This is a genomic window from Kocuria sp. U4B, from assembly GCF_054875615.1.
Genome location: NZ_CM142180.1, coordinates 883,061 through 908,299, shown reverse-complemented (window position 1 = coordinate 908,299; position 25,239 = coordinate 883,061). Strand labels below are relative to the sequence as shown.

The following is a 25,239-nucleotide window of genomic DNA, read 5'->3' as shown; positions in this document are numbered from 1 at the left end:
GACGTGCGCGGTCGACGGCCACGCCGGTGAGCGAGGGGGGCGGTGCGCCGATGAGCGGGACGGTCAGGGGCGCGGACGCGGGGTCCGCGCGGTTCAGGAGGCCCTCCTGGCGTGACCCCCGCCTGCTCACCGGGCTGCTGCTCGTGCTGCTGTCCGTGGCGGGGGTGGCGGCGGTCGTGGCCGCCACCAACCGCACCGAGCCCTATCTCGCGGCGGTCCGGGACATCGAGGTCGGGCAGCCGGTGACGGAGGAGGACGTCGTGGCCGTCGACGTCCGGCTGCAGGACGCCGCGCCGCTGTACGTGCCGGCGAGCGCCGCCCCCGCGCCCGGCACCGTCGCCACGCAGCGGATCGCCGAGGGGCAGCTGCTGCCGGGCGCCGCGCTGGCCACCGCGGACCGGCTGGACCGCAAGCCCGTCGGCATCCCCATCGCGCACCCGCTGCCGGACGAGGCCCGCCCAGGATCGCGCGTCGACGTCTGGGTGGCGGACCAGGAGCGCTCCGGCCGCGGCTACGAGCCCGCCCGGCTGCTGCTGCCGGCCGCGGAGATCGCCTCCGTCGAGACGGAGCAGACCGCGCTGGGAGCCGGCCGCGGGACGGTCGTGCACGTGCTGGTGGAGGACGCGCCGATGGAGGAGCTCGTGGACGCGCTCGGCAACGACGCCCGGGTCACGCTGGTGTGGAACCCGGCGGGCGGGGCGCGATGAGCATCCCCCTGATGACCCTGGGGGTCTCCACCTGGCCGCTCGTGGACGGCATCGAACGCCTGCACGGACCGGTCACGGTCGTCCGCCGCTGCCTGGACCTCACCGAGCTGCTGGCCGCCGCCCGGACCGGCCTGGCCCGGGCGGCGCTGGTCGCGGAGGGGGCCGAGGAGATCACCGCGAGCCTGCTGGAGCAGCTGCGCCTGGGAGGAGCCGTCCTGCTCGTGCTGGAGGGCCACGACGCGCGCCGCCTCGCCGGGCTGGGCGCCGTCGTGGTCGCCGACCGTGCGAGTCCCGAGGAGGCGGCGCGGCTCGTCGAGGAGACGGTCGCGGCCGCGGCGTCCGCCCCCGGGGAGCTCGGCTACGCGGACGTCGGGGCGGCCGGCCGTGCCGGGGCGCCGGGCTCCACGTCCGGCGCGGACCGGGCCACCGCGCAGGAGCCCGGGCAGGCCCCCGTCGCGGCCGGGGCGGAGCCGGGGAGCGCCGCCGCGCCGGAACCACCGGCCGGACGCCGGGGCACCGGGCGGATCGTGGCGGTATGGGGTCCCACGGGGGCGCCGGGACGGACCACGGTGGCGGTGAACCTGGCGGCGGAGCTCGCCCTGCTGGGGGAGGACGCGGCGCTCGTCGACGCCGACACGTACGGGCCCTCGGTCGCCGCCGTGCTGGGGATGCTCGACGAGGCCGCGGGGCTGGCGCAGGCGTGCCGGCTGGCCGACCAGGGGCGGCTCGACGGGCAGGCCCTGCGCGGCATCGCCGCGGACGTGGCCCTGGCGGGGCGCACGGTGCGGGTGCTCACGGGGCTGACCCGCCAGGACCGGTGGCCCGAACTGCGCTCCAGCGCCGTGGCCGCCGTGCTGGAGCGCGCGGCCGAGGAGTTCGGGACGACGGTCGTGGACTGCGGGTTCGCGCTGGAGGCGGACGAGGAGCTCAGCTTCGACGCCATGGCCCCGCGCCGCCACGCCGCGGCCCTGACCGTGCTCGAGCACGCCGACGTCGTCGTGGCGGTGGGAGCCGCGGACACCATCGGCGTCCCGCGGCTGGTCAAGGGACTGCCCGACCTCGCCGCCGCGGCGCCGGGCGCCCGCCTGGTCGTCGCCGTCAACAAGCTGCGCCGCTCCGCGGCGGGCCGGTCGCCGGAGCTCGGGATCCGCGAGGCGTGGGCCCGCTTCGGCTCGGGGGCGGCGGTGGAGCTGTTCGTGCCGTGGGACCCGGAGGTCCTCGACGAGGCGCTGCTCGCCGGGGCGGTCCTCGCCGAGACCGCCCCGGGCGCACCCGTGCGCGCAGCCCTGCGGCAGCTGGCGCTGCGGGTGCTCGCCGACGCCGGCGAGGCCGGGGACGGCGGGCCGGAACCGGTGCACGGTACTAGGCTGGGCCGCAGGATCGGGGCCTGGCTGCGCCGCTGATCCCGGGGGAGCGCCCGGTTCCTCCGCTGGCGACGACCGGAGGCGATGTGGCGTTCACCGAACCGCTCAGGAGGAGCGCGGACTTCGGTCCCGGGGACTACGAGTGGCTACACCTGCTCGTGGGGGACTGGCAGCTGATCTCCGACCTCGGTTTCGGCGACCTCGTCCTGAGCTTCCCGGTGGACTACATCCCGGCCGCGGGCAGCGGCAACGGGCGCGGCATGCCGGCCCCCGGCAGCGCCTTCCAGGTCCTCGCCCACGTGCGTCCCGCGACCGGTCCCACCGTCTTCCACGAGGACCTGGTGGGGGAGCAGCTGCCCGAGGAGCTCTCCGCCCCGCTGCGCGCCGCGTGGGTGAGCCAGCGGATGGAGCTGCTGCGCCCGGGCGGCGACGACGCCCGTTCGGCCCCGCACGTGAAGGCCGTCCCGCTCGTGCGCAACGGCAAGACGCTGGCGATGCTCACGGTGCACGCCCGGCGGCCGCCGGGCCAGGCGGTCTCCCGGCAGGAGCTCGTCTACCGGGAGAGCGCCGACGCGCTGCTGCGGATGGCCAACGAGGGGCTGTGGCCCGACTTCTCGGCCCCCACGGGCTCACGCCGGGGCGCGCCGCGGGTGGGCGACGGCGCGATCCGGCTCGACGCCGACGACCGCGTGGTCTACGTCTCCCCGAACGCCGACTCGGCGCTGCGCCGGCTGGGCATCGACGGCGAGCTCGTGGGCAAGCGGCTCATGGACGTCGTGCCCCCCGCGCTCGGGCCCGGGGCCGGGCCGGACGAGACGCTCGCCCCGGTGCTCACGGGGCGGATGGCGTGGCGCACCGAGGTGGAGGGCCCGCGCGTGTCCGTGCACTTCCGCTCGATCCCGCTCCGCGACCGCTCCGGGCGCCTGGGGGCGGTGCTGCTGTGCCGGGACGTGACCGAGCTGCGCCGGCGCGACCTCGAGCTGGTGAGCAAGGACGCCACCGTCCGCGAGATCCACCACCGGGTGAAGAACAACCTCCAGACGGTCTCCGCGCTGCTGCGCCTGCAGGCCCGCCGGATGACGACGGACGAGGCGCGCAACGGCCTCGAGCAGGCCATGCGCCGGGTCGCCACCATCGCGATGGTGCACGAGACGCTGTCCCAGGGGTTCTCCGAGAACGTGGACTTCGACGCGCTCATCGAGCGCCAGTTCCGGCTCGTCGCCGAGGTGGCGGCGCCGGAGCAGACGGTGCGCACGCGGCTGATCGGGGAGTTCGGGGAGCTGCCCGCCCGGCTGGCCACCCCGCTGGCCCTGGTGATCAACGAGCTCGTGACGAACGCCGTCGAGCACGGCCTCGCCCAGCGGGCCGGGACCGTGACCCTGGAGGCCCGGCGCGTGCGGGACGAGGAGGGAGGCCAGGCGCTCGAGGTCGTCGTGAGCGACGACGGGGCGGGCATGGGGGACTCCGTCATCGAGGAGTCCGGGGCGGGGGCGTTCCGGCAGGCGGGAACCGGCGAGGGCCTGGGGATGCAGATCGTGCGCACCCTCGTGGCGAGCGAGCTCGGGGGGTCCATCCGCTGGGCCCCGCGCGAGGGCGGAGGGACCGAGGTGACCGTCCGGACGGGGCTCGAGGACTAGACGGGCCCCGGCGCAGGACGGCGGCCCGGACGACGAGGACCGGGACCCTCGTGGGTCCCGGTCCTCGACGTCGCCGGCGGTGCACAGACCGCGGCCGTGTCTTCCGCCGGCAGGGCGGTGCTCAGGAAGAGGCGCTCAGGAGGCGCGGCGGGCGCGGGCGGCGCGGCGCTTGAGCGCCCGGCGCTCGTCCTCGCTCATCCCGCCCCAGACGCCGGCGTCCTGGCCGGACTCGAGGGCCCACTGGAGGCAGGTGTCCATGACCGAGCAGCTGCGGCACACGGCCTTGGCCTCCTCGATCTGGAGGAGAGCAGGTCCGGTGTTGCCCACGGGGAAGAACAGCTCGGGATCCTTCTCCAGGCATGCTGCGCGACTACGCCAATCCATGGTCGACGATCGCTCCTTTCGAGGACGGGTCCCGGGCGCAGGGCACGACGGTGCCGCCGCAGAGGTGTCCGGGACAGAAGAAAAGGCCCATTCGCACGGGCCTTGTGAAGAACTGTGGTCCACTTTCCCATGTGAACGGGGTGTGAACAAGGGGTTGAGGGGCGGGTCACACCGGGCCGGGTGAGTCCTTGCTCACACTGGCGCGCCCCGCAGGGCGGAACCGGGCCCCGCCGTCGCCGGCGCGGGGACGGGCGCAGGGCCCACTAGGGTGGCGGGGAGCGCGCCCGTGCGCGCCGGAAGGAGATCGCCATGGCCCCCGCGCCCCCGCCCGACCGCGCCGACCGACCCCGGGAGGTCGCCCTCCTGGCCGGCGTCGTCCTGCTGGAGGCTCTCGCGATGGCCGGGGTGGCCCTGCGGCTGCTGTGGAGCCTGCTGTTCGAGCAGCCCCTGACCGTGGGCGGCACGGTGTTCCTCGTGGCGGTCTTCCTCGGCGGCGCCCTGTGGCAGCTGCGCGTGGGCCGGGGCCTGTGGCGCGGCTTCCGCTGGCCGCGCGCCGCCGCGCTCGTCGTCCAGCTGTTCCTGCTCGTCCTCGGCTTCCCCCTGCTGCAGGCCGGGCAGTGGCCGGCCGGCCTGGCGCTGGCCGTGCCGGCGGTCGTGGTCCTCGTGCTGCTGTTCCGCCCGGCCGTGCTCGCCTGGACCAGCCGCACCGTCCGGTAGTCCCTCGCGCCCTGCGGGTCGGGACGGCCGGGGCGGGGCAGTACAGTTGAACCGCCCGCCCCCGGCCGGTCCTGCCCCCGTCCCGTCGAGAGCCTCCGAACAGGTGGTCCCGTGACTTCCCGTCGCATCGTCATCGTCAGCCGCATCTTCGCCCCCGAGCCGGCCGCCGCGTCCTTCCGGCTGCGCGCCCTCGCCCGGGGGCTCACCGAGCGCGGCGCCGACGTCACCGTCCTCACCACCCGCCCGCCCGCGTCGACGCCGATCGAGCCCGAGCCGTACCCGGTCAGGCGGTGGCCCGTGCTGCGGGACCGCTTCGACTACGTGCGCGGGATCGTCCAGTACCTCAGCTTCGACGTCCCCGTGTTCTTCCGTCTGCTGGCCACCCGCGCGGACCTCGTCGTCAGCGAGCCGCCCCCCACCACGGGCATGGCCGTGCTCGCCTCCTCGTGGCTGCGGGGCCGGCCCTACGTCTGGTACGCCCCCGACATCTGGACCACCGCCGCCGACAAGATGGACGTCTCCCCGGTGGTGAAGAAGAGCATGCGGCTGATGGAGACCCTCGCCGCCCGCCGCGCCGCCGGGGTGCTCACCGTCTCCGAGGCCATGGGCCGGGAGCTGCAGGACGTCACCGGCGTCGGCTGGGACAAGGTCCTGGTCGCGGAGAACGGCATCGACACCGACGTCTTCCGCCCCGACGGGCCCGCGGCCGACCCCGGTGCCCCCTACTTCGTCTACGCCGGGTCGATGTCCGAGTGGCAGGGCGCCGACGTGTTCGTCCGCGCGATGCCCAAGGTCCTGGCCGCGCACCCGGACGCGCAGCTGCGCTTCTTCGGCCGCGGCTCCGACATCGAGCGGGTCGAGGAGATCGCCCGCCGGCTCGCCCCCGGCCACGTGCTCTTCGAAGGGCTGCGCCCCGCCGCGGAGACCGCCGAGTGGACCCGCGGCGCCGTCGCCGCCCTGGGGTCCGTCATCCCGGACAACGGCTACGACTTCACGAAGCCCACCAAGATCTACGCCGCCGCCGCCTGCGGGACGCCGGTCGTCTACGCGGGCGCGGGCGTCGCCGCCGAGCTCGTCCTCGACAACGGTCTCGGCGCGGCGGTCGCGCACGACCCCGACGCCGTGGCCGACGCCATGATCGCCGCCCTCGACCGCCGCAGCGACCCCGCGCGCGCCGCGGAGAACGAGCGGCTGCGCCGCGAGCGCGCCGGATGGGCCGCCGAGCACGCCTCCCTGGCGGCCTCCGGCCGCCTCGCCGCCGACTGGCTGCTTCAGGGCTTCCCCGACTGATCAGGTACTTTGGTACGCAGCGCACGCCCGGTGCGCTGCGTGCCGCCCCCCGCGCCCGGCCGACCGCCGGGACGTCCCACGACACCCAATGTCAGGAGTTTGCCCGTGAACGCAGATCTCGTCGTCGTCGGGTCGGGCCTCTTCGGCCTGACCGTGGCCGAGAGGGCCGCCCGCGAGCTGGACCTCAACGTGGCCATCATCGACCGGAGGTCCCACCTCGGCGGCAACGCCTACTCCGAGAAGGAGGAGCGCACCGGGATCGAAGTGCACCGCTACGGGGCCCACCTGTTCCACACCTCCAACGAGCGGGTCTGGGACTACGTCAACCGCTTCACGGCCTTCACGGACTACGTGCACCGCGTGTACACGCGGCACAACGGCGAGGTCTACCCCATGCCGATCAACCTCGGCACCGTCAACCAGTTCTTCCGCGCGGCGTACTCGCCGTCGGAGGCCCGGGCCCTGATCCAGGAGCAGGCCGGGGAGCTCGCGGGGACGGACCCGCAGAACCTCAACGACAAGGGGATCCAGCTCATCGGCCGCCCCCTCTACGAGGCCTTCATCAAGCACTACACCGGCAAGCAGTGGCAGACGGACCCCAAGGACCTGCCCGCCTCGATCATCTCGCGGCTGCCCGTGCGCTACACCTACGACAACCGGTACTTCAACGACAAGTACGAAGGTCTCCCGGTGGACGGCTACACCGCGTGGCTCGAGCGCATGGCGGACCACCCGAAGATCGACGTCCGGCTGGACACCGACTTCTTCGACGACGGCCACGACTACTCCCGCTCGGCCGTGCTGGGCCAGGTCCCGGTGGTCTACACCGGTCCCGTGGACCGCTACTTCGACTACGCCGAGGGCGACCTCTCGTGGCGGACCATCGACCTCGAGGAGGAGGTCCTGCCGATCGAGGACTTCCAGGGCACCCCGGTGATGAACTACCCGGACCCCGACGTCCCCTTCACCCGGATCCACGAGTTCCGCCACTTCCACCCGGAGCGCGACTACACCAAGGACGCCACGGTGATCATGCGGGAGTTCTCGCGCTTCGCCGAAAAGGGCGACGAGCCGTACTACCCGGTCAACACCTCCGTGGACCGCGAGAAGCTGCTCAAGTACCGCGACCTCGCCCGCGGCGAGGACAACGTCCTGTTCGGCGGGCGCCTGGGCACGTACAAGTACCTCGACATGCACATGGCCATCGGCGCGGCCCTGTCCATGGTCGACAACAAGATCAAGCCCCACTTCACCAGCGGGGCCACCATCGAGAGCGGGGGAGTGGACGCGTGACCGCGACGACCCAGGACACCGACCGGACCGGCACCGAGGACATCACCTACCGGGTGCTGCAGGAGCTGGTCTTCCCGGCCAAGGACCGGCTGCCCACCCAGCCCCTCTACATGGACACCCGGGCCGACACCGGCACGGCCGTCCAGCCCGAGGACGCCCCCCAGCGGGAGCGGCAGATCGTGGTGAACGTGGCCTCCGAGCCCAGCGCCACGGACTCCCTGACCATCCTCGGGCGGCGCTCCCTGCGCGTGCACGCCCGCAACACGGTCTCCTTCGCGACCTACTTCAACGCGTTCCCGGCCAGCTACTGGCGGCACAACACCCACCTGCGCGAGGTCGTGCTGCGCGTGCGCACCTCCGGGCGCGGCACCGTGAGCGTCTACAGCTCCAACGCCCGCGGCGAGTCCGTGCCCGTGTCCGTGCACGAGGTCTCCGGCGACGAGCACGTGACCGAGGCGGTCCTGTCCCTGAAGGCCTTCGCCGACGGCGGCTGGTACTGGTTCGACCTCGCGGCGGCGGACGAGGGCCTCGTCCTGCAGGGCGCGCAGTGGCTGGGCGACGGCGCCGGCACCTCGGAGGGCTCCGTGACCCTCCAGATCACCACGATGAACAAGCCGTCCTACTGCCTGCGCAACGCACGGCTGCTCGTCGAGCAGCAGGAGCACCTGCCGCAGGTCGCCGAGGTCGTCATCGTCGACCAGGGCAACCAGAAGGTCGTCGAGGAGCCCGGCTTCCGCGAGGTGCAGGAGCGCTTCGGCGAGCGCCTGCGCGTGCTCGACCAGGCCAACCTCGGCGGCGCGGGCGGCTTCGCGCGCGGGATGTACGAGGCGGTCAAGGCGGACAGCACCTACGTGCTGCTGATGGACGACGACGTCGAGATCGAGCCCGAGGCCGTGCGCCGCGTCAGCGTGTTCGCGGACTACTGCAAGCGGCCCACCCTCGTGGGCGGGCACATGATCGACCTGCTCAACCCCACGAAGATCCACAACTTCGGCGAGGCCATGGACCCGTACAGCTTCCAGTACGGCCCCGCCGGGGACGGCGTGGAGATCGGCCACGACTTCCGCCACAGCAACCTGCGCGCCACGCCGTGGATGCACCGCCGGATCGAGGTGGACTACAACGCGTGGTGGATGTGCCTGATCCCCACCGCCGTGATCCGCGAGATCGGCCTGGCCCTGCCGGTGTTCATCAAGTGGGACGACGTGGAGTACGGCATCCGCGCGAAGGCCGCCGGCTACCGCACGGTCTCCCTGCCCGGCGTCGCCGTGTGGCACCTCGCCTGGGCGGACAAGGACGACACCATCAGCTGGCAGGCGTACTTCCACAAGCGCAACCAGCTGGTCGCGGCCCTGCTGCACTCGCCGTTCGACCGCGGCGGGGAGGTGCTCGGGCGCAACGGGATCAAGGACCTGCGCCACGTGCTGTCCATGCAGTACTTCGCCGAGGAGGCCCGCGTGCTGGCGCTCCGGGACGTCCTGGCCGGCCCCGAGGCCCTGCACGAGCTGCTGCCGCAGCGCATCCGCGACGTGCGCAGGCTCATGACCCAGCACTCCGACGCCGTCTACGAGCCGGACCTGGACGCCTACCCCCAGGTCGCGGCGACCAAGCCGGTGCGGGCGAAGCGGATGAGCTCCCCGCACGGGCTGAAGATCCTCACCTCCGCCGCCACCGCCGTGGTGCGCCACCTAGCCGTGGCGCCCAAGGAGCAGGCCGGGCAGCACCCCGAGGTGCACCTGCCCTACCAGGACGCCCGCTGGTGGCGGCTCACCCGCTACGACAGCGCCCTGGTCACCGCGTCGGACGGCACCGGCTACACCTGGTACAAGCGCTCCCCCAAGGAGGCCCGCGCCCTGCTCGCCGAGTCCGTGCGGCTGCACGCCCAGCTGGCCCTGCGCTGGCCGGAGCTCTCGCGGCGCTACCGGGAGGCGATGCCCGACATCACCTCCATGGCGGCGTGGGAGGCCACCTTCCGCGAGCACTCGGAGATCGGCGCCTGATGGCCTCTGCCACCGTGGTCCGCGCCCCGTCCCCCGGGACGGGGCTGCCGGCGGTGTTCCGCCAGCGCTACCTCCTGAAGCTGCTCGTCGACAAGGAGCTGCAGATCCGCTACCGGGGCACGGTCCTGGGGCTGCTGTGGTCCTACGTCAAGCCCGGCATCCAGTTCGTGGTGTTCTACGTGGCCCTCGGCATCTTCCTGGGCCTGGAGCGGGGGATGCAGAACTACGCCGTCTACCTGTTCTCCGGCATCATCCTGATCAACTTCTTCTCGGAGGCCTTCGGCAACGCCGCCCGCTCGGTCGTGGCCAACGCGAGCCTGATCAAGAAGATCTACCTGCCGCGGCAGATGTTCCCCGTGTCCTCGGTGTGGGTCGCCGCCGTGCACCTGCTGCCGCAGCTCGTGGTGATGCTGCTCGCCTGCCTGGTCGTGGGCTGGTCGCCCACGTGGATCTCCGTGCTGGCGATCCCGGCGGCGCTGCTGATCGTGGGCCTGCTGGCCACCGGCCTCGGGCTGCTCTTCGGCGCGGCCAACGTCTTCTTCCGGGACGCCGAGAACTTCGTGGACCTCATCATCATGGTCAGCACCTGGTCCGCCCCGGTGCTCTACGCCTGGACCATGGTCCGCGACGTGCTGGGGCCGGTGTGGTTCGCCGGGTTCATGCTCAACCCCCTCACGGTCGCGGTCGAGCTCTCCCACGCCGCGTTCTGGCTGCCCACCACCACCCCCGGCGCCCATGAGGTCCCGCCGCACCTGTTCTCCCAGTGGACACCCGTGGCCCTGCTGGTGGTCACCGTCCTCATGGTCCTGGGCGACTGGTCGTTCCGCCGCCTCGAGGGCCGATTCGCCCAGGAGCTGTGACGATGAGTCCGCAATCCGTGCCCGGCCCCGCCGGGACCCCCGGCACGCCCGCCGTCGTGGCGGAGCACCTGGCCAAGGAGTTCTCGCTGCGCCACGCCCGCTCCCTGAAGGAGACGGTGATGTGGCTGGCGAAGGGCCGCCGCCAGGACATCTCCAACCGCTTCCGCGCGCTGGAGGACCTCAGCGTGCGCATCGAGCCCGGGGAGAGCGTCGCGCTCGTGGGGCTCAACGGCTCCGGCAAGTCGACGTTCCTCAAGCTGGTCTCCGGCGTCATGAGCCCCGACGGCGGCACCCTCGAGGTCAACGGCCGCGTGGCCGGGCTGATCGAGGTCGGCGCCGGCTTCCACCCCGACCTCACCGGCCGGGACAACGTCTACCTCAACGGGGCGATCCTCGGCATGACCAAGGAGGAGATCGACGAGAAGTTCGACCAGATCGTCGCCTTCTCGGAGATCGAGCAGTTCATCGACACCGAGGTGAAGTTCTACTCCTCGGGCATGTACCTGCGCCTGGCCTTCGCCGTGGCCGTCTTCACGGACCCCGACATCTTCATCATCGACGAGATCCTCTCGGTGGGCGACGAGCCGTTCCAGCGCAAGAGCCTGGGGCGGGTGCGGGAGCTGTCCGAGGAGGGCAAGACCCTGCTGGTCGTCAGCCACGACTTCGACGTGGTGCGCAAGGTCTGCGCGCGCGGGGTGTGGATCGAGCACGGCCGCGTCCGCAGCGACGGACCCATCGACGAGGTCATCGAGCAGTTCCGCGCGTCCGAGAACGCCTAAGCCGTTCCAACCTTCCACGGTGCAGGGCCCGCACGCCGGACGGCGTGCGGGCCCTGCACCGTCAGCAGGCCGTGACCTCCCACAGCTCGGCCTCGCCCACCGCGGTCACCAGCTCCAGGTTGGTCTCCGGGCGCTCGCCCAGGGTATCGATCGGCAGGTACGGTCGGGCCCGGGGGGTGTCGACCTCCAGGTACTGCTGGCCGAAGTCCAGCACGTAGTCGATGCTCTCAGACTGCGCCAGCGCGCAGGCCCGGGTGGACTCCTCCGTGGGCAGGCCCGCGATGATCTCGGCGATCCGGGCGCCGTTCGGCCCGCCGATGTGGTACTGGGTCACCTCGGTGCCGGCCACGGCGTACGCCAGGGATCCCCCGTTCCACGGGTTCACAAGGATCACGTCGTCCCCGTCCGTCAGCTGCGGCAGCTGCTCGAGCAGTTCCCGCTCATCCTCGGTGAGGATTCCGTCCTCGTTGTCCCACCCGAACCGCGCCTGAGTGGCCAGGAGCGTGTCCCGCATGGTGCGCATCTGGGTGAGCGGCACGGACGCGGCCACCAGCAGCACCGCCGCGCCTGCGGCGACGAGCTGCTGGGCGCGGCGGGTACGCCGCTGCGGGGGGACGGCCGTCTCAACGCGGCTCCGGAGGAGCTCGACGAGCGCGGCCGCCCCCAGCGCGATCAGCGGCACGGCCACCACGGGAAGGCTGGCGGCCAGCCGGAAGGAGTCCTGGTACCAGGAGCCCACGGCCCACTCCCGCCACGGGCCCTTGGGGGCGGAGGCGGCGACGACGTACAGGACGACGACCAGGAACTGGGCGATCCCCAGCCAGCGCAGCTCCTGCCGCACGACGGTCGTGGCGATCCCCAGGACGGTCAGCACCACCAGGAACCAGGGGATGTCCAGCCGGCCGTTCGTGGCGTAGAGCAGGGCCTCGCCGTAGGCGGCGGCGGGCGTGGTGTGTGCGAAGCGGATGAAGTCGGTCCCCAGACTGTCCCACAGGTACGTCCACGCGTATGCTGCCAGGGCCAGCAGCAGAACGAGCAACGCGGTGCGGCCCGGCCGCCGCGCGGCGGCCGTCCGCCGCACCGCGCGCCACCAGGCGACCAGGACCATGGGGATCAGCAGCACCAGCAGCAGCGTCCCGACGTTCGGGTGGGCCAGCAGGGCGCCGCCCGTGACCACCAGCCAGCACAGGCCTGAGAAGACCAGCTGCGCAGGGGCGCGGGAGGACCGACCGGCCCGGGAGTCGGCGTCCAGGCCCAGCAGGGCGGCCAGGTAGGCCAGGGCCACGGGGGCCACGCTCAGCCCCAGAAGGTTCGGGAGCAGGGGACCGAACTCCAGGATGGAGTACGGGAACACGGCGAAGCCGGCCGAGGCGACGCCAGCCACGGCCAGGGCCACCGGAGAGGGGCCCACCAGGGTGCGGGTGAGGAAGAGGCACGACGCCGGCCACACCAGCGCCGCCACGACGAGCAGCACAACGTTGCTGGCCACCATCGGGCTCTGGTCCGCCAGAGGCCAAACCAGCCCGGCGAGCCCGTGCCAGACGGCCGGGTAGACCGCCATGGCCTTCTCGGGTTCGATCATCCGACCGAGGGTCAGCGAGGAGGCCGAGGCGGTCTCCACGACGTAGCGGATCGCGTTGAGGTGGAAGACGTTGTCGTAGCGCTGGGCGAACCGGTCCGGCTCCATGACCACGAACAGCAGCCGCCGGGCCAGCAGACCCGCCCCCAGCAGGAGGCCCAGCGCGACGCCTCCCCGGTACACCGCGGCGGAGGAGAGACTAAGCAGCCCGCGGTCCGCGCCGTCGTCGGCCGAGCGGGAACCGGACTCGCCGGCGGCGCGCGCGCGGCGGAACAGCAAGCCCACCACGGTGGCGAGCGCCCCGACGACCAGGGTGAAGGCGCCTACGCCGAGCAGGGAGAAGTCACGGCCCACCAGCTCCAGCGCCACACCCGCGGTGCCGACGACGGCCATGCTGTAAGCGGGCGCCGCCAGGAAGAACAGCGGCCTCACGTCGCGGACCAGGAGCTGGAGGACCAGTCCGGGGATCCACAGCAGGGCGACGACCAACAGCAGTGCCGGGACATAGGGCAGCCAGTCACTCAACAACAGGGGGGTTCCTCTCCACGGATCTCCCACGCCCACGGGGGGCTCGTCCTCCGGGTCCGTGCAGCAGGCGGCCCGGTCGGGAAGGGGCGGGGGCGCGGGGGAAGTTCCGGATCAGTATATGGGGCCGTCACGGCCGGGACGGTGCCCGGCCCGGGCTGTGCGAGAATGTCGTGGTGAATCGCGTGTGGATCGTCATGCCCGTGTACAACGAGGCGGCCGTCGTGGGAGAGGTGCTGAAGGAGCTGCGGCGGACCTTCCCGCACGTCGTCTGCGTCGACGACGGCTCCTCCGACGACTCCGCGCGCATCTGCGCCGAGGCCGGTGCCGTCGTCGTGCAGCACCCCATCAACCTGGGCCAGGGCGCGGCCCTGCAGACGGGCTTCGAGTACGCCCTGCAGGACCCGCAGATGGACTGCGTGGTGACCTTCGACTCCGACGGCCAGCACCGCGTCGTCGACGCCTGGGACATGGTGCAGCGGATCCGCTCGGGCGAGGCCGAGGTCGTGCTCGGCTCCCGCTTCCTCGACCGGCGCACCCAGGTCTCGGCGCTCAAGCGCGTCGTGCTGCGCACGGCGGCGATGTTCTCCCGGCTGTCCACCGGCATGGACCTCTCCGACGCCCACAACGGGCTGCGGGCCATCGACCGGCGCACGCTGGGCCGGATCCGGCTCACCCAGAACCGGATGGCGCACGCCTCCGAGATCGTCAACCAGCTCGCCGACATCCGCCCGCGCTGGGTCGAGCACCCCGTGGAGATCATCTACACGGACTACTCGCGCTCCAAGGGCCAGTCCCTGCTCAACGGCGTGAACATCCTCGCCGAGCTGTTCGTCAAGTAGTTCCGTCCCGCCGTTCCCGCCCGCCGTTCCACAGACCCCAGGGGAGACCCGACCGATGCTCTACGCCGTCCAGATCCTGCTGGTCCTCGCCGTCGGCTACGGCGCGCTCGCGCTCATCCGCGGCGGGGCCAACGCCAAGCACCAGGCGATCCGCCGGGTCGTCGGCCTGAGCTTCTTCATCTTCGCGGCGCTGTCCATCTTCTTCCCGGACCTGCTCACGGCCGTGGCGCAGTTCTTCGGCATCGGCCGCGGCACGGACCTGGTGCTCTACGGGTTCGTGGTGGTCTTCATGATCACCCAGGCCACTTCCGCCCTGAGGCACCGGCAGCAGGAGGTCAACGTGACCCGCCTGGCCCGGCACATCGCGGTCACCGAGGCGGAGAAGCCGTGGGCGCCGGCCCCCGAGCACGCGGACCGCGCGTCCGTGCGCGACTTCCGGGCGGCCTCCCCGGAGCAGCGCCCCGCCGGCTGAGCACCGCGGGCTCCGTGCGGGCCGTCCGGGTCGCCCCGGACGGCCCTTTGCATGCCTTCACATCCTGTGACGGAATTGTTGTTCGCTGAAGCGAACAACGCCGCAGGTCAGGCCCGGCTGTCCACAGAAGGCGTCCCCGGGACTGCCGACGCCCCGCCCCACCCGTCTATCTTCCTGTCCATGCGCTCCGGGGGGAGCGCGGCCGGCGCGCCCGCGCGCCGGGACGGCACAGGGGGACCCATGACGGCACTGCTCTCCGCGGACGCGCTCGGGCTGGTCGAGGCCGAGGTGCGCGAGCTGATCCGCCGCCGCGGCCTGGACCCGGTGCTGCAGCTGGAGGAGACCCGGGGTCTCGTGGACGCCGCCGTGCGCGACTACGACCAGCGCTCGGCCCGCGGCGTCCTGCCCGCCCTCAGCGACCTCGACGCCGCCCGCCGGGCCCTGCTCGACCTCGTGGCCGGTTTCGGCCCGCTGCAGCCCCTGCTGGACGACCCCGAGATCGAGGAGATCTGGCTCAACGGACCTGCCGAGGTCTACGTGGCCCGGCAGGGGGAGTCGGAGCTGACGTCGGTGGTGCTCACCGAGCCCCAGGTGCGCAACCTCGTCGAGCGGATGCTCAAGAGCTCCGGCCGCCGCCTGGACCTGTCCTCCCCGTTCGTGGACGCGGCCCTGCCCGACGGCTCCCGGCTCCACGTGGTGATCCCGGACGTCACGCGCCGGCACTGGGCGGTCAACATCCGCAAGTTCGTGGCCCGGGCGCGCCGGCTCGACGATCTCGTCGAGCTGGGCTCCCTCACCCCCGGGGCGGCGCGCTTCCTCTGGGCCGCGGTCGCGAGCGGGCTCAACATCCTGGTCTCCGGCGCGACCCAGGCGGGCAAGACCACGCTGCTCAACTGCCTGTGCGCCGCGATCGGGCCCCGCGAGCGGGTCGTGACGGTCGAGGAGATCTTCGAGCTGCAGGTGCCCCTGCGCGACGTCGTCGGGATGCAGTGCCGCCAGCCCAACCTCGAGGGCACGGGGGAGATCCCGCTGCGGCGCCTCGTCAAGGAGGCGCTGCGGATGCGTCCGGACCGTCTCGTCGTGGGGGAGGTGCGGGAGGCGGAGAGCCTGGACATGCTGATCGCCCTCAACAGCGGGCTGCCGGGCATGTGCAGCCTGCACGCGAACTCCGCGCGGGACGCCGTGACGAAGATCTGCACGCTGCCGCTGCTCGCCGGGGGCAACATCAGCACGGACTTCGTGGTCCCCACCGTCGCCTCCTGCTTCGACCTCGTGGTGCACTGCCACCGGGACGCGGCCGGCCGCCGCAGCGTGCGCGAGGTCCTCGCCGTGGGCAACCGCGTCGAGAACGGGGTCATCGAGACCTATCCCGTCTTCGCCCACGACGGCGACGGCCTGCGCCCGGTCGCGGCCGAGGCGCCGTCGGCCTGGCGGTTCGAGCGCGCCGGGCACCGGGTGCGCGAGCTGCTCGAGGACGACGCCCCCGCCCGGAGCCCGCGGTGAGCGCGGTCCTGGGCGTCCTGCTGGGCGCGGGCGTGCTCCTCGTCTGGTGGTCGTGCTGGGCCGAGAGCACCCCCCGGCCCGCCGCGCCACGGCGGCCCGGGCGGCTGCGCGAGACGCTGGTCCGCGCCGGGCTGGGCGGGATCAGCCCCGCGGCCCTCGTGACGGCGTGCGTGGCGGCCGCCGTCCTGGCCGGACTGGCCGTCACGGCCGCGTCCGGGACGGTCTCGTTCGGAGCGTGCGCGGCCGTCCTCGGGGGCTGGCTGCCCCTCGCGGCCGTCCGGCACCGGGCGCGCAGCCGGTCCGCGCTCATGCGGGAGGTCTGGCCGGACGTCGTCGACCACCTGCGCTCGGCCGTGCGCGCCGGGATGTCCCTGCCGGAGGCGCTCATCCAGCTGCAGTACCGCGGCCCCGAGCCGGTCCGTCCGGCCTTCGCCCGGTTCGCCGCCGACTACCGCGCCACCGGGCAGCTGCAGCCGGCGCTGACGCTGCTCAAGGACCGTCTGGCCGACCCCGTGGCGGACAACATCGTCGAGGCGCTGCGGGTCACCCGCGAGGTGGGCGGCACGGACCTCGGCCGGCTGCTCGGGACGCTGTCCGAGTTCCTGCGGGAGAACGCCCGCACGCGCGGCGAGCTGGAGGCACGCCAGTCCTGGACCGTCAACGCCGCGCGCCTGGCCGTGGCGGCGCCGTGGATCGTGCTGCTGCTGATGTCCTCCCAACCCGCCGCCCTCCGCGCCTACGACACGCCCCAGGGGATGGCCGTTCTCCTGGGCGGACTGGTCGTGTCGGTGGCCGCCTACCGGCTCATGCTCCGGATCGGGGCCCTGCCGCAGCCGCAGCGGGTGCTCCGATGACCGCCTCGCCCGCGCTGGTCGCGCTCCTGGGCCTCGCGCTCGCCGCCGGTCTGTGGCTCGTGCTCACGGGAGCGCGCGTGAGCGGCGGGCCGTCCTTCGCCGAGCGGATCGCCCCGCAGCTGCGCGCCGTGGAGGTGGAGTCCGCCCTGCTGGCCCGGGCGGGGGACCGCCGTCCCCCGGGAGCGGCCGTCCCCGGCGCGCTGGGCTCCGCCGTGCGGGACGCCGCGCGCCGGCTGACCCGGCGCGCGGGGCCCTCCGCCGGCCTCGAGAAGCGCCTGCTGCGCGCCGGGACGGGCACCACGGTCGCCGACTACCGGGCCGAGCAGCTGCTCCTCGCGACCGGCGGGCTCCTGCTCGGGGTGCTCCTCGGCCTCGGCGGCACGGTGCGCTTCGACACCGGCGCCGGCGGCGTCGTGCTCGCCGGGGCCGCCACCGCGACGAGCGGCTGGCTGCTGCGGGACCACCTGCTCGGGCGGCGCATCCGGGCCCGCGAGCGGCGGATGCTCGCCGAGTTCCCGGCCGTGGCCGAGCTGATGGCGCTGTCCGTGGGGGCGGGGGAGAGCGCCGTGGGCTCCCTCGAGCGGGTCTGCCGCGTCGCGGAGGGCGAGCTCACCGGGGAGTTCCGCGCTGTGCTCGCCCAGACCCGTTCGGGCGCCGGGCTCGTGCCCGCGCTGCAGGACTTCGCCGCCCGCACGCCGGTGGCGCCGATCGGGCGGTTCGTGGACGGCGTCGTCGTCGCCATCGAGCGCGGCACCCCCCTGGCGGACGTCCTGCGGGCCCAGGCCCAGGACGTCCGGGACCACGACAAGCGCGAGCTCATGGAGGCCGCCGGGCGCAAGGAGATCGCCATGATGGTCCCCCTCGTCTTCTTCGTGCTGCCGCTCACCGTGGTCTTCGCCGTCTATCCCGGCATCGCCGTGCTGGAGCTCGGCTTCTGACCCGCACCCGGCGGCCGGGACGCGGCCGCCCCGCCCGAAAGGACATCCGCCATGACCCTCCTGCAGCGCCTCACCGCCCTCCTGGGCGCCGTCGGCCTCGCCCTCACCCGGCTGCCGGCCCGCCTGGCCGCCGGGGACCCCGACCGCGGGGACGTCCCGGGCTGGGTGATGCTGACCCTGATGTCCGCGGTGCTCGTCGCCGGCCTGCTGCTCGTGGCGCAGCCGGCCCTCGAGGGACTCTTCCAGGACGCGATCGCCCGGGTCAGCGGGAGCTGACCGTGCGCGGCCGCTCCCTCCTCCGCGGGCTGCGCCGCCGCGTCCCCGTGGCCTCCCGGTCGACGGGCGACCGGGGCAGCGCCGTGGCCGAGTACGTCCTGGTGGCCGGGATCGTCGCCATGATGTTCGCCGGGACGCTGCAGCTGGCCCTCGCCCTGCACGTGCGCAACACCCTCGTCGACGCCGCGGCGGCCGGCGCCCGCTACGGCACCCTCGCCGACCGGTCCCCGCAGGACGGGGCCGAGCGGACCCGGGAGATCATCACCGGCCACCTCGGGCCCCGCTACGCCCAGGACGTCAGCGCCGCCCCGGCCACGGTGGGGCAGACCGCCACCCTGCAGGTCGAGGTGGTCTCCCCGCTGCCCGTGGTGGCCATGTTCGGCCCGCCCGGCGGGATGCGGGTCCGCGGCCATGCCGTCCTGCCGGGCTGAGCCGGCCGTGGAGGGCGACGACCCGGACCGGCCGGACGAGGGCAGCGCGGTGGTCGAGTTCGTGGGGCTCGGGACGCTGCTGCTCGTCCCGGTCGTCTACTTCGTGCTGACCGTGGCCCAGGTCCAGGCCGGGGCCTTCGCGGTGGTCGCCGCCGCCCAGCAGGCCTCGCAGGTGCTCGCCCGGACCCCACCGGACGAGCTCTCCGAGGCCGGGCTCACCGCCACCGCGCAGCTGGCCGTCGCGGACCACGGCTTCGGGCCGGAGACCCTGTCGATCGCCCTCAGCTGCTCCGACGGGCCGTGCGGCACCGCCGGGGCGGTCGCCACGGTGCGCAGCTCGCTGACCGTGGAGCTGCCCCTGGTGCCGGGCGTCGCCGACCTCGGCGTGGCCGAGCTGACGTCCTCGGCCACGGTCGTGGTGGGGCGGTACGCGTGAACGCCTCCTCCGGCGGGTCCGGGAACCCGGACGACGGGCAGATCACGATCCTGGTGATCGGCTTCGCCGTGGTCGCGCTGCTGCTGGCGGTGGTGGTCATGGGCGTCACCGCCGTCTACGTGGGCGAGCGGAAGCTCCAGCTCCTCGCCGACAACGCCGCGCTCGCGGCCGCCGACACCTTCGTGGAGCTGCGCCCCGGGGCCCCGCCCAGCACCGTCCTCGACGACGACGCCGTCACGGGCGCCGCGGCCGCCTACCTCGACACCGTCGGCGCCTGGGCGGACACCCCCGGCCTGGCCCTGGGCGCGCCCACCGGCAGCCCGGACGGGCGCACCGCGGAGGTGACGCTGCACGCCGTCGTCCACCCGCCGGTGGTCAGCCTGCTGGTGCCCGACGGCGTCCCCGTCTCGGCCACGAGCGAGGCCCGGGCCCGGCTGGGCCGGTGACGTCGTGTCCCGGCCCCGGCGGGCGCGGGCGGGCCCGGGGTCAGGGGGCGAAGCCCTGCGGCAGCGCCGCGCTGAACTCGAACTCCTCCGTGGTGGACACCGCGCCGGTGTCGTCGATCAGGGTGACGCCGGCCTCCGTCCCGTGCCGGCCCGCGGTGATCCGCGCACCCACGTCCGCGACGACGTTGTCCAGGGTCACGCCGGCGGCCACGTGCACGCCGTCGAGGAGCACCGAGTTGCGCACCGTCGCGCCCTGCTCGACCACCACCTGCGGGCCCAGCACCGAGTGCTCCACGGTCCCGCGCACCACGGAGCCGGCGGCGACCATCGAGTGGCGGATGTCCGCGGAGCCCGCCACCCGGGCCGGCACGAGCTGCGGCTGGGCGGAGAGGATCGGCCAGTCCGGGTCGTCGAGCTCGGCGCCGTCGCCGTCGAGCAGCTGCATGTGGGCGGTCCAGTAGGACTGCAGGGTGCCCATGTCCATCCAGTACCCGTCCAGGCGGTGCTCCACCACGGTCCGGTGCCGCACGAACCAGGGCACCAGGTCGTTGCCGTAGTCCTCGAGCCGGCCCCGCTCCTCGTGCAGGGCCTCGAGCGCCTCCAGCAGCCGGTCCGCGCTGTAGAGGAACATCTCGCCCGTCACGAGGTGGCCGTCGGGCTCGTCCGGCTTGTAGTCGAAGCCGGTGACGCGCCCGTCGTCGCCGACCTGCACGACGCCGTAGCGGGAGGGGTCCTCGTCCACGACCGTGGTCACCATGGTCAGGTCCGCGCCGCGCTGCAGGTGGGTGTCCACGACGTCGAGGAAGTTGAGGGTGTAGAGGTGGTCCGCGCTGAGCACCAGCACGAGGTCGGGGCCGAACTCCCGGATGAGGTCCTTCTGCCGGTAGATGGAGTCGGCGTTGCCCTCGGCGAAGCCCTCCCCCTCGGCGCCCTCGTACGGGGGCAGCACCTGCAGCCCGCCGTGGGAGCGGTCCAGGTCCCACGGCCGGCCGTTGGCCAGGTGCTTGTTGAGGCTGTGCGGCAGGTACTGCTGGACCACCCACACGTCGGAGATGTGGGAGTGCATGAGGTTGGACATCGAGACGTCGATGAGCCGGTAGGTGCCCGCCACGGGCAAGGCCGGCTTGACCTTCTTCTCGGTCAGGGCGCCGAGGCGGGAGCCCTTGCCGCCGGCGAGGATCAGAGCCAGGATCCGAGGAATACGCATCATGCTTCCTTTCTCTCGGTCCCATCCTGCCAGAACCCCCGTCCTCGGCCCCAGGGCGATTTGCCCCCATGGGATAATCTTGATTCTTATGGCGTCCCTTGACTTCCCGGCCGAACTCTCCGCTCTCCGATCCACCTTCGCCTCCATCGAGGCGGTGACCGACGTCGACGCGCTCAAGAAGGACATCGCCGTCCTCTCCGAGCAGGCGCTCGCCCCGGACCTGTGGGACGACCCGGCCGCGGCGCAGAAGATCACCTCCCGCCTCTCCCACAAGCAGTCCGAGATCGACCGGCTCGGCAAGCTGCGCGGGCGCATCGACGACATCGAGGTGATGGTCCAGCTCGCCGACGAGGAGGACGACCCCGAGACCCTCGAGCTGGCCGTCGAGGAGCTGGCGTCGGTGAAGAAGGCCCTCTCCGAGCTCGAGATCCAGACCCTGCTGGCGGGGGAGTACGACGAGCGCGAGGCCGTCGTCACCATCCGCGCCGGCGCGGGCGGCGTGGACGCCGCCGACTTCGCCGAGATGCTCATGCGGATGTACCTGCGCTGGGCCGAGCGCCACGGCTACCCGACCGCCGTCCTCGACACCTCCTACGCGGAGGAGGCGGGGCTGAAGTCCGCGACGTTCGAGATCAAGGCCCCCTACGCCTTCGGCACCCTCTCCGTGGAGGCCGGCACCCACCGGCTCGTGCGCATCTCCCCGTTCGACAACCAGGGCCGGCGCCAGACCTCGTTCGCGGCCGTGGAGGTCATCCCGCTGATCGAGCAGGACGACTCGGTCGAGATCCCCGAGAACGAGATCAAGGTCGACGTCTTCCGCTCCTCCGGCCCCGGCGGGCAGTCGGTGAACACCACGGACTCGGCCGTGCGCATGACCCACCTGCCCACGGGCATCGTGGTGTCGATGCAGAACGAGAAGTCCCAGATCCAGAACCGTGCGGCCGCGCTGCGCGTGCTCCAGTCCCGCCTGCTGCTGCTGCGCCAGGAGGAGGAGAGCGCCAAGAAGAAGGAGCTGGCCGGCGACGTCAAGGCGTCCTGGGGCGACCAGATGCGCTCCTACGTCCTCAACCCGTACCAGATGGTCAAGGACCTGCGGACCAACCACGAGGAGGGCAACCCCTCCGCGATCTTCGACGGCGCGATCGACGGGTTCGTCGACGCCGGCATCCGCTGGCGCGCCGATCAGCGCCACGCCCCGGCCGACGCCTGACCCCGGGCCCGCCCGGGCCGCACCCCACGCCTGCACCGACCACGACGCCCGGCCGGATCCCCGGCCGGGCGTCGTGGTCGTCTCACCGGCGCAGGAACCGCGCGACCGAGCGGCCGGCCACCGACCGGGCCGGGGGCGCAGGGGCCGGCCCGGCAGGGGCCTCGACCGCCGGGTAGAGCTCCTCGGCCTCCCGCAGCTTCGTGCGGTGCAGCCGGGCGGCCGTGGCGGGGAACGACGGCGCTCCCGCCGCCGGGACGGTTCCGGTGCTGCCCGCCGGCGTGACGGACCAGCCCGTCCCGGCGTCCAGCAGGGACTGGTGCTTGACCCGGTAGTAGTCCGAGCTGACCTCCAGGGCCGTGCCCTCCGCCCCGCAGGCGGCGGCCAGCAGGTGGAAGTGGAACCGCGAGGTGAGCCACGTCTGGCCCGCCCGGGCCGGGAAGCCCTCCTGCCACAGCCGGGTGAACGGGACGAAGTTCTCCTCGGGGATCAGGTCGCCCAGCCGCTCGAAGGCCACGCGGTCCACGCCCGGGATCGCCTCGAGGTAGCGCACGGTCCGGCCCGCGAGCTGCGGTCCCGTCAGCGCCGCGCGCACGGCCGCCACGGCGGCGTCGAGGACGCCCGGCTCGGTCATGTCGCTCTGGAGGCAGACCCAGACGTCACCCTCGGCCGCCCGGCCGGTCGCGCCGCCGCCCTCCACCCCGGCGGGGCCCGCCACGGAGGGCAGGCCCAGGAACGCGTCGTCGGGCGCGCGCTCGGCCCCGGACAGCCGTGCGCTCGGGGCGTCCCGGACGCTCGCGTGGTCGAAGGCGCCCAGCGCGGCGCGGAGCCCCTCGGTGTCCGTGGCGGGGGCCAGGCCCAGTCCGGTGGCCGCCAGCCGGGCCCCGGTGAGCTCCTTGAGCCGCAGCGCGGCCCGCAGCAGACGGGCGTGGTGCGGCCAGACGGCGTTCAGGTAGCCGCCGCCGATGAGATGGACGGAGCCCGCCCGGCGGGCGCCGAGCAGTCCCAGGTCGTAGCGGGGGGAGCCCAGGGAGGTGACCACCCGGTCCACGTGGGCGTCGGCCTCGTCGTCGGCCATGTGCGTGGTCTTGAACACGAGCCGCCACAGGGTGTCGGTGGTGCGCAGCCGGGGGTGCAGGCCGTCGAACAGGTGGGAGGCCAGCCCCGGGCTGGGGCAGTCGAGCCAGACGTCGGCGTCGGGACGGGCCCGGGCCAGGAAGCGCAGCCACGAGGCGGCGATGAACTCGTCGCCGAAGTTCGGGTGTCCGCTCGTGCCGACGAGGTACAGGGTCTCCGCGGCCGGCGTGCGCGCGGGGTGCAGGGAGTCGAGCATCCGTCCAGCGTAGCGGTCCGCCCGCGTGGCCTGCGGCGACGCCGGGGCCCCGCCGTCGTGTCGGCAGCGGACCGTGTGCCCGCCGCCGTCCCCGCCGCCGTCCCGCCCCGGGACGGGACGGCGGCGGGGTAGCGTAGGATGGTCGTCCTGCCGCGCCTCCCGGGGCGCGGCACGACGCCGCCGCATCCGCAACGCCCCGAAGGAGGTGGACCATGGCCAAGAAGGACACCGGCCGCCAGGTCATCGCGAACAACAAGAAGGCCCGGCACGACTACCACATCCTCGACACCTACGAGGCCGGCCTCGCCCTCATGGGCACCGAGGTGAAGTCCCTGCGCATGGGCCGAGCCTCCCTGGTGGACGGGTTCTGCCAGTTCACCAACGGCGAGCTGTGGCTGGAGGGCGTCCACATCCCCGAGTACCTCCAGGGCTCGTGGACGAACCACGCCGCGCGCCGCCGCCGGAAGCTGCTGCTCCACCGCGACGAGATGAACAAGATCGAGCAGAAGACCCGCGAGAGCGGCTTCACCATCGTGCCCCTGGCCATGTACTTCGTGGACGGCAAGCGGGTCAAGGTGGAGATCGCCGTCGCCAAGGGCAAGCGGGAGTACGACAAGCGCCAGGCCCTGCGGGAGCAGCAGGATAACCGCGAGGCGCAGCGGGCCATGCGGTACAAGAACCTGGGCTGAGCCGGGCGCCGCGGCCCCTTGCCGCCGGGTGTACCGTGCGGTACAGTGGTGTATCCCGCCGCGGCGGGAACTCATTGAAAAATGAATACGGGGATGATCGGTTTCGACGATGTGAGTTGAGACAGGGGAAGCGGGTCGAGGACGCAGAGTTATCTCGTAAACGCTCTCTGTAAAACAATAAGTGCCGAATCCAAGCGCACTGACTTCGCTCTCGCTGCCTAACTAAGCGACAGCAGTCTGTCAGCCCGGGTGTGCCTTCGCCCCGGGGACTGGCATCAGCTAGAGGGCCACTGCTCCAGCCGTACGTCGCGGACGTCTGGAGAACACCTACGCGACTGAGTCCGTCGGCCACGTGTCTGCACGAGGGCCGGGACTGAGAAAACGCAAAGCAGACTGCACCCGGAGAAGCCCTGACAATACTGCATCGGACGGGGGTTCAATTCCCCCCATCTCCACCACTGACGGACCGGGAGCACCGCTCCCGGTCCGTGCCGTACGGACGACCCCGTCGGTAGCACCCGCTACCGACGGGGTCGTTCGTCTGCCCGGGGGCCACGGGGCGGGGCCGCCCGGTGGATGCGCACGGTCCGGGCGGGCACGGTGTGACAAGCTGGAGGCGTACCGTCGACGACCGAAAGGGCAACGCCATGAGCCACAACGACAACACGCCAGACCGGAGCGGCACGGGTGCCGGCGGGTCGTCGAGCATCGGTGGCCGTGACGAGCCCGAGTTCGGCCAGCGGACCGAGGGCGCCCCGTCCGGGCCGTCCTACGAGCCGCCGCGCTACGGCCAGGGATCGGCCGGCGACCAGTACCCCGCCCCCCAGTACGGCCAGGACCAGCAGGGCCAGTACGGTGCTCCGCAGCACGGCCAGGGGCACTACGGCCAGGGCCAGCAGGGCTACCCGCCCCAGCCCGCCGACCAGGGCCAGTACCCCGGCCAGTACGGCCAGAACCAGTACGGCCAGAACCAGCAGGGCTACCCGGGCCAGTACCCCGGCCAGCAGGGCTACCCGGGGCAGTACCCCGGCCAGCAGGGCTACCCCGGGCAGTACCCGGGCCAGTACGACATGGGCCAGTACGGTGCCCCCGCGCGGCCCGCGGGCACCGGCCTGGGCATCGCGGCCCTGGTGCTCGGCATCCTCGCGCTGCTGACGTGCTGGCTGTTCGGGCTGGGCTTCGTCCCCGGCCTCGTGGGGCTGGTCCTCGGCATCGTGGCGCTGCGCCGGATCGGGCGCACGGCCGGAGCGTCCAAGGCGGTGCCGATCATCGGCGTGGTCCTCAGCGTCCTGGGCATCCTCGCCAGCATCTTCTTCTTCTTCACCCTCATGTCGCTGATGGGCGAGGTCTTCGGCCCCTGCAGCCAGTACGCCAACGACCCCGCCGCCCTCGAGCAGTGCGTCAACGAGCAGATGGGTGTCAACGCCCTCGAGCAGTGACCCGCGGCCGGGCCGTTCCGGCCGGCCACGA

Annotated in this window: 25 protein-coding genes and 1 other RNA gene; 22 read left to right on the top strand and 4 right to left on the bottom strand. The window is 73.2% G+C overall.

All coding sequences use genetic code 11. The features are described from left to right. Positions 1 to 50 precede the first annotated feature (50 nt). The 3 genes from ACYSMR_RS04260 to ACYSMR_RS04250 are packed head-to-tail and all read left to right on the top strand — an operon-like array spanning position 51 to position 3,708. On the top strand, positions 51 to 707 hold the full coding sequence (locus tag ACYSMR_RS04260) for an SAF domain-containing protein (RefSeq protein ID WP_461747467.1): 657 nt from the start codon (positions 51 to 53) through the stop codon (positions 705 to 707). Next, positions 704 to 2,110 (top strand): AAA family ATPase, encoded by a 1,407-nt coding sequence (locus tag ACYSMR_RS04255; protein ID WP_461747466.1) that lies wholly within the window; start codon positions 704 to 706, stop codon positions 2,108 to 2,110. Before ACYSMR_RS04260 ends, ACYSMR_RS04255 begins: the two co-directional genes overlap by 4 nt. Before the next feature lie 47 nt (positions 2,111 to 2,157). Next, positions 2,158 to 3,708 (top strand): sensor histidine kinase, encoded by a 1,551-nt coding sequence (locus tag ACYSMR_RS04250; protein WP_251332040.1) that lies wholly within the window; start codon positions 2,158 to 2,160, stop codon positions 3,706 to 3,708. A gap of 135 nt (positions 3,709 to 3,843) precedes the next feature. Here the strand turns inward: ACYSMR_RS04250 and ACYSMR_RS04245 are convergent, their stop codons facing one another. Beyond that, complete coding sequence (locus ACYSMR_RS04245) at positions 3,844 to 4,092, bottom strand: WhiB family transcriptional regulator (protein WP_251332039.1); 249 nt, start codon at positions 4,090 to 4,092, stop codon at positions 3,844 to 3,846. A 309-nt stretch (positions 4,093 to 4,401) separates the two neighbouring features. On the opposite strand from ACYSMR_RS04245, the gene ACYSMR_RS04240 reads away from it, so the two are divergent. From ACYSMR_RS04240 to ACYSMR_RS04215, 6 genes are all read left to right on the top strand, one after another. Further along, positions 4,402 to 4,809, top strand: a complete 408-nt coding sequence (locus ACYSMR_RS04240) for a hypothetical protein (RefSeq protein WP_309126331.1) — start codon at positions 4,402 to 4,404, stop codon at positions 4,807 to 4,809. A gap of 111 nt (positions 4,810 to 4,920) precedes the next feature. Continuing rightward, positions 4,921 to 6,099: a glycosyltransferase family 4 protein gene (locus ACYSMR_RS04235; protein ID WP_461747465.1), complete on the top strand. Its 1,179-nt coding sequence runs from the start codon at positions 4,921 to 4,923 to the stop codon at positions 6,097 to 6,099. Positions 6,100 to 6,204: 105 nt separating this feature from the next. Continuing rightward, the gene (gene glf / locus ACYSMR_RS04230; RefSeq protein WP_309126333.1) at positions 6,205 to 7,392 is read left to right on the top strand and encodes a UDP-galactopyranose mutase; all 1,188 of its coding nucleotides are present in this window, start codon (positions 6,205 to 6,207) and stop codon (positions 7,390 to 7,392) included. Continuing rightward, positions 7,389 to 9,392: a glycosyltransferase gene (locus tag ACYSMR_RS04225; RefSeq protein ID WP_461747464.1), complete on the top strand. Its 2,004-nt coding sequence runs from the start codon at positions 7,389 to 7,391 to the stop codon at positions 9,390 to 9,392. Before glf ends, ACYSMR_RS04225 begins: the two co-directional genes overlap by 4 nt. Continuing rightward, complete coding sequence (locus tag ACYSMR_RS04220; protein WP_251332034.1) at positions 9,392 to 10,252, top strand: ABC transporter permease; 861 nt, start codon at positions 9,392 to 9,394, stop codon at positions 10,250 to 10,252. Before ACYSMR_RS04225 ends, ACYSMR_RS04220 begins: the two co-directional genes overlap by 1 nt. 2 nt (positions 10,253 to 10,254) lie before the next feature. Further along, positions 10,255 to 11,031: an ABC transporter ATP-binding protein gene (locus ACYSMR_RS04215; protein WP_461747463.1), complete on the top strand. Its 777-nt coding sequence runs from the start codon at positions 10,255 to 10,257 to the stop codon at positions 11,029 to 11,031. 61 nt (positions 11,032 to 11,092) lie between these two features. On the opposite strand, the gene ACYSMR_RS04210 is transcribed toward ACYSMR_RS04215, so the two are convergent. Further along, entirely contained in the window at positions 11,093 to 13,135 is a 2,043-nt protein-coding gene (locus tag ACYSMR_RS04210; protein ID WP_461747462.1) for a DUF6541 family protein, read from the bottom strand. Between the two features lie 176 nt (positions 13,136 to 13,311). Here ACYSMR_RS04210 and ACYSMR_RS04205 point away from each other — a divergent pair, with 176 nt between their 5' ends. The 9 genes from ACYSMR_RS04205 to ACYSMR_RS04165 all read left to right on the top strand — a co-directional run bounded on the left by ACYSMR_RS04205 (position 13,312) and on the right by ACYSMR_RS04165 (position 19,333). Next, a complete protein-coding gene (locus ACYSMR_RS04205; protein ID WP_461747461.1) occupies positions 13,312 to 13,977 on the top strand; it encodes a glycosyltransferase family 2 protein in 666 nt (221 codons plus the stop codon). Between the two features lie 55 nt (positions 13,978 to 14,032). Then, on the top strand, positions 14,033 to 14,449 hold the full coding sequence (locus ACYSMR_RS04200; RefSeq protein ID WP_251332030.1) for a DUF2304 domain-containing protein: 417 nt from the start codon (positions 14,033 to 14,035) through the stop codon (positions 14,447 to 14,449). Positions 14,450 to 14,689: 240 nt separating this feature from the next. Further along, positions 14,690 to 15,952, top strand: coding sequence for a CpaF family protein (locus ACYSMR_RS04195; RefSeq protein ID WP_461747460.1), 1,263 nt, complete (start codon positions 14,690 to 14,692; stop codon positions 15,950 to 15,952). Then, entirely contained in the window at positions 15,949 to 16,806 is an 858-nt protein-coding gene (locus tag ACYSMR_RS04190) for a type II secretion system F family protein (RefSeq protein WP_461747459.1), read from the top strand. The genes ACYSMR_RS04195 and ACYSMR_RS04190 overlap by 4 nt, the downstream gene beginning before the upstream one ends. Then, positions 16,803 to 17,744, top strand: a complete 942-nt coding sequence (locus ACYSMR_RS04185; RefSeq protein ID WP_461747458.1) for a type II secretion system F family protein — start codon at positions 16,803 to 16,805, stop codon at positions 17,742 to 17,744. Before ACYSMR_RS04190 ends, ACYSMR_RS04185 begins: the two co-directional genes overlap by 4 nt. 51 nt (positions 17,745 to 17,795) lie before the next feature. Further along, entirely contained in the window at positions 17,796 to 18,020 is a 225-nt protein-coding gene (locus ACYSMR_RS04180; protein WP_461747457.1) for a hypothetical protein, read from the top strand. 2 nt (positions 18,021 to 18,022) lie between these two features. Beyond that, positions 18,023 to 18,451: a TadE family protein gene (locus ACYSMR_RS04175; protein ID WP_461747456.1), complete on the top strand. Its 429-nt coding sequence runs from the start codon at positions 18,023 to 18,025 to the stop codon at positions 18,449 to 18,451. A gap of 7 nt (positions 18,452 to 18,458) precedes the next feature. Next, positions 18,459 to 18,887, top strand: a complete 429-nt coding sequence (locus tag ACYSMR_RS04170; protein ID WP_461747455.1) for a hypothetical protein — start codon at positions 18,459 to 18,461, stop codon at positions 18,885 to 18,887. Further along, the gene (locus tag ACYSMR_RS04165) at positions 18,884 to 19,333 is read left to right on the top strand and encodes a pilus assembly protein TadG-related protein (RefSeq protein WP_461747454.1); all 450 of its coding nucleotides are present in this window, start codon (positions 18,884 to 18,886) and stop codon (positions 19,331 to 19,333) included. Before ACYSMR_RS04170 ends, ACYSMR_RS04165 begins: the two co-directional genes overlap by 4 nt. A 40-nt stretch (positions 19,334 to 19,373) precedes the next feature. On the opposite strand, the gene ACYSMR_RS04160 is transcribed toward ACYSMR_RS04165, so the two are convergent. Further along, entirely contained in the window at positions 19,374 to 20,540 is a 1,167-nt protein-coding gene (locus tag ACYSMR_RS04160) for a glucose-1-phosphate adenylyltransferase family protein (protein ID WP_461748006.1), read from the bottom strand. An 88-nt stretch (positions 20,541 to 20,628) separates the two neighbouring features. Here ACYSMR_RS04160 and prfB point away from each other — a divergent pair, with 88 nt between their 5' ends. Continuing rightward, on the top strand, positions 20,629 to 21,750 hold the full coding sequence (prfB, locus tag ACYSMR_RS04155) for a peptide chain release factor 2 (protein WP_251332029.1): 1,122 nt from the start codon (positions 20,629 to 20,631) through the stop codon (positions 21,748 to 21,750). Between the two features lie 82 nt (positions 21,751 to 21,832). On the opposite strand, the gene ACYSMR_RS04150 is transcribed toward prfB, so the two are convergent. Further along, entirely contained in the window at positions 21,833 to 23,080 is a 1,248-nt protein-coding gene (locus ACYSMR_RS04150; RefSeq protein ID WP_461747453.1) for a polysaccharide pyruvyl transferase family protein, read from the bottom strand. A gap of 212 nt (positions 23,081 to 23,292) precedes the next feature. Here ACYSMR_RS04150 and smpB point away from each other — a divergent pair, with 212 nt between their 5' ends. From smpB to ACYSMR_RS04135, 3 genes are all read left to right on the top strand, one after another. After that, positions 23,293 to 23,769 (top strand): SsrA-binding protein SmpB, encoded by a 477-nt coding sequence (gene smpB, locus ACYSMR_RS04145; protein WP_251332027.1) that lies wholly within the window; start codon positions 23,293 to 23,295, stop codon positions 23,767 to 23,769. An 89-nt stretch (positions 23,770 to 23,858) separates the two neighbouring features. After that, positions 23,859 to 24,227: a transfer-messenger RNA gene (ssrA, locus tag ACYSMR_RS04140) on the top strand. A 189-nt stretch (positions 24,228 to 24,416) separates the two neighbouring features. Further along, positions 24,417 to 25,208: a DUF4190 domain-containing protein gene (locus ACYSMR_RS04135; RefSeq protein WP_461747452.1), complete on the top strand. Its 792-nt coding sequence runs from the start codon at positions 24,417 to 24,419 to the stop codon at positions 25,206 to 25,208. The last annotated feature ends 31 nt before the right edge of the window (positions 25,209 to 25,239 follow it).

Bases quoted from the DNA above. Each gene is read 5' to 3' on its own strand.
- ACYSMR_RS04260 (WP_461747467.1), top strand. From the start codon at position 51: ATGAGCGGGACGGTCAGGGGCGCGGACGCGGGGTCCGCGCGGTTCAGG.
- ACYSMR_RS04255 (WP_461747466.1), top strand. From the start codon at position 704: ATGAGCATCCCCCTGATGACCCTGGGGGTCTCCACCTGGCCGCTCGTG.
- ACYSMR_RS04245 (WP_251332039.1), bottom strand. From the start codon at position 4,092: ATGGATTGGCGTAGTCGCGCAGCATGCCTGGAGAAGGATCCCGAGCTG.
- ACYSMR_RS04240 (WP_309126331.1), top strand. From the start codon at position 4,402: ATGGCCCCCGCGCCCCCGCCCGACCGCGCCGACCGACCCCGGGAGGTC.
- ACYSMR_RS04220 (WP_251332034.1), top strand. From the start codon at position 9,392: ATGGCCTCTGCCACCGTGGTCCGCGCCCCGTCCCCCGGGACGGGGCTG.
- ACYSMR_RS04215 (WP_461747463.1), top strand. From the start codon at position 10,255: ATGAGTCCGCAATCCGTGCCCGGCCCCGCCGGGACCCCCGGCACGCCC.
- ACYSMR_RS04200 (WP_251332030.1), top strand. From the start codon at position 14,033: ATGCTCTACGCCGTCCAGATCCTGCTGGTCCTCGCCGTCGGCTACGGC.
- ACYSMR_RS04195 (WP_461747460.1), top strand. From the start codon at position 14,690: ATGACGGCACTGCTCTCCGCGGACGCGCTCGGGCTGGTCGAGGCCGAG.
- ACYSMR_RS04185 (WP_461747458.1), top strand. From the start codon at position 16,803: ATGACCGCCTCGCCCGCGCTGGTCGCGCTCCTGGGCCTCGCGCTCGCC.
- ACYSMR_RS04180 (WP_461747457.1), top strand. From the start codon at position 17,796: ATGACCCTCCTGCAGCGCCTCACCGCCCTCCTGGGCGCCGTCGGCCTC.
- ACYSMR_RS04160 (WP_461748006.1), bottom strand. From the start codon at position 20,540: ATGCGTATTCCTCGGATCCTGGCTCTGATCCTCGCCGGCGGCAAGGGC.
- prfB (WP_251332029.1), top strand. From the start codon at position 20,629: ATGGCGTCCCTTGACTTCCCGGCCGAACTCTCCGCTCTCCGATCCACC.
- ACYSMR_RS04150 (WP_461747453.1), bottom strand. From the start codon at position 23,080: ATGCTCGACTCCCTGCACCCCGCGCGCACGCCGGCCGCGGAGACCCTG.
- smpB (WP_251332027.1), top strand. From the start codon at position 23,293: ATGGCCAAGAAGGACACCGGCCGCCAGGTCATCGCGAACAACAAGAAG.
- ACYSMR_RS04135 (WP_461747452.1), top strand. From the start codon at position 24,417: ATGAGCCACAACGACAACACGCCAGACCGGAGCGGCACGGGTGCCGGC.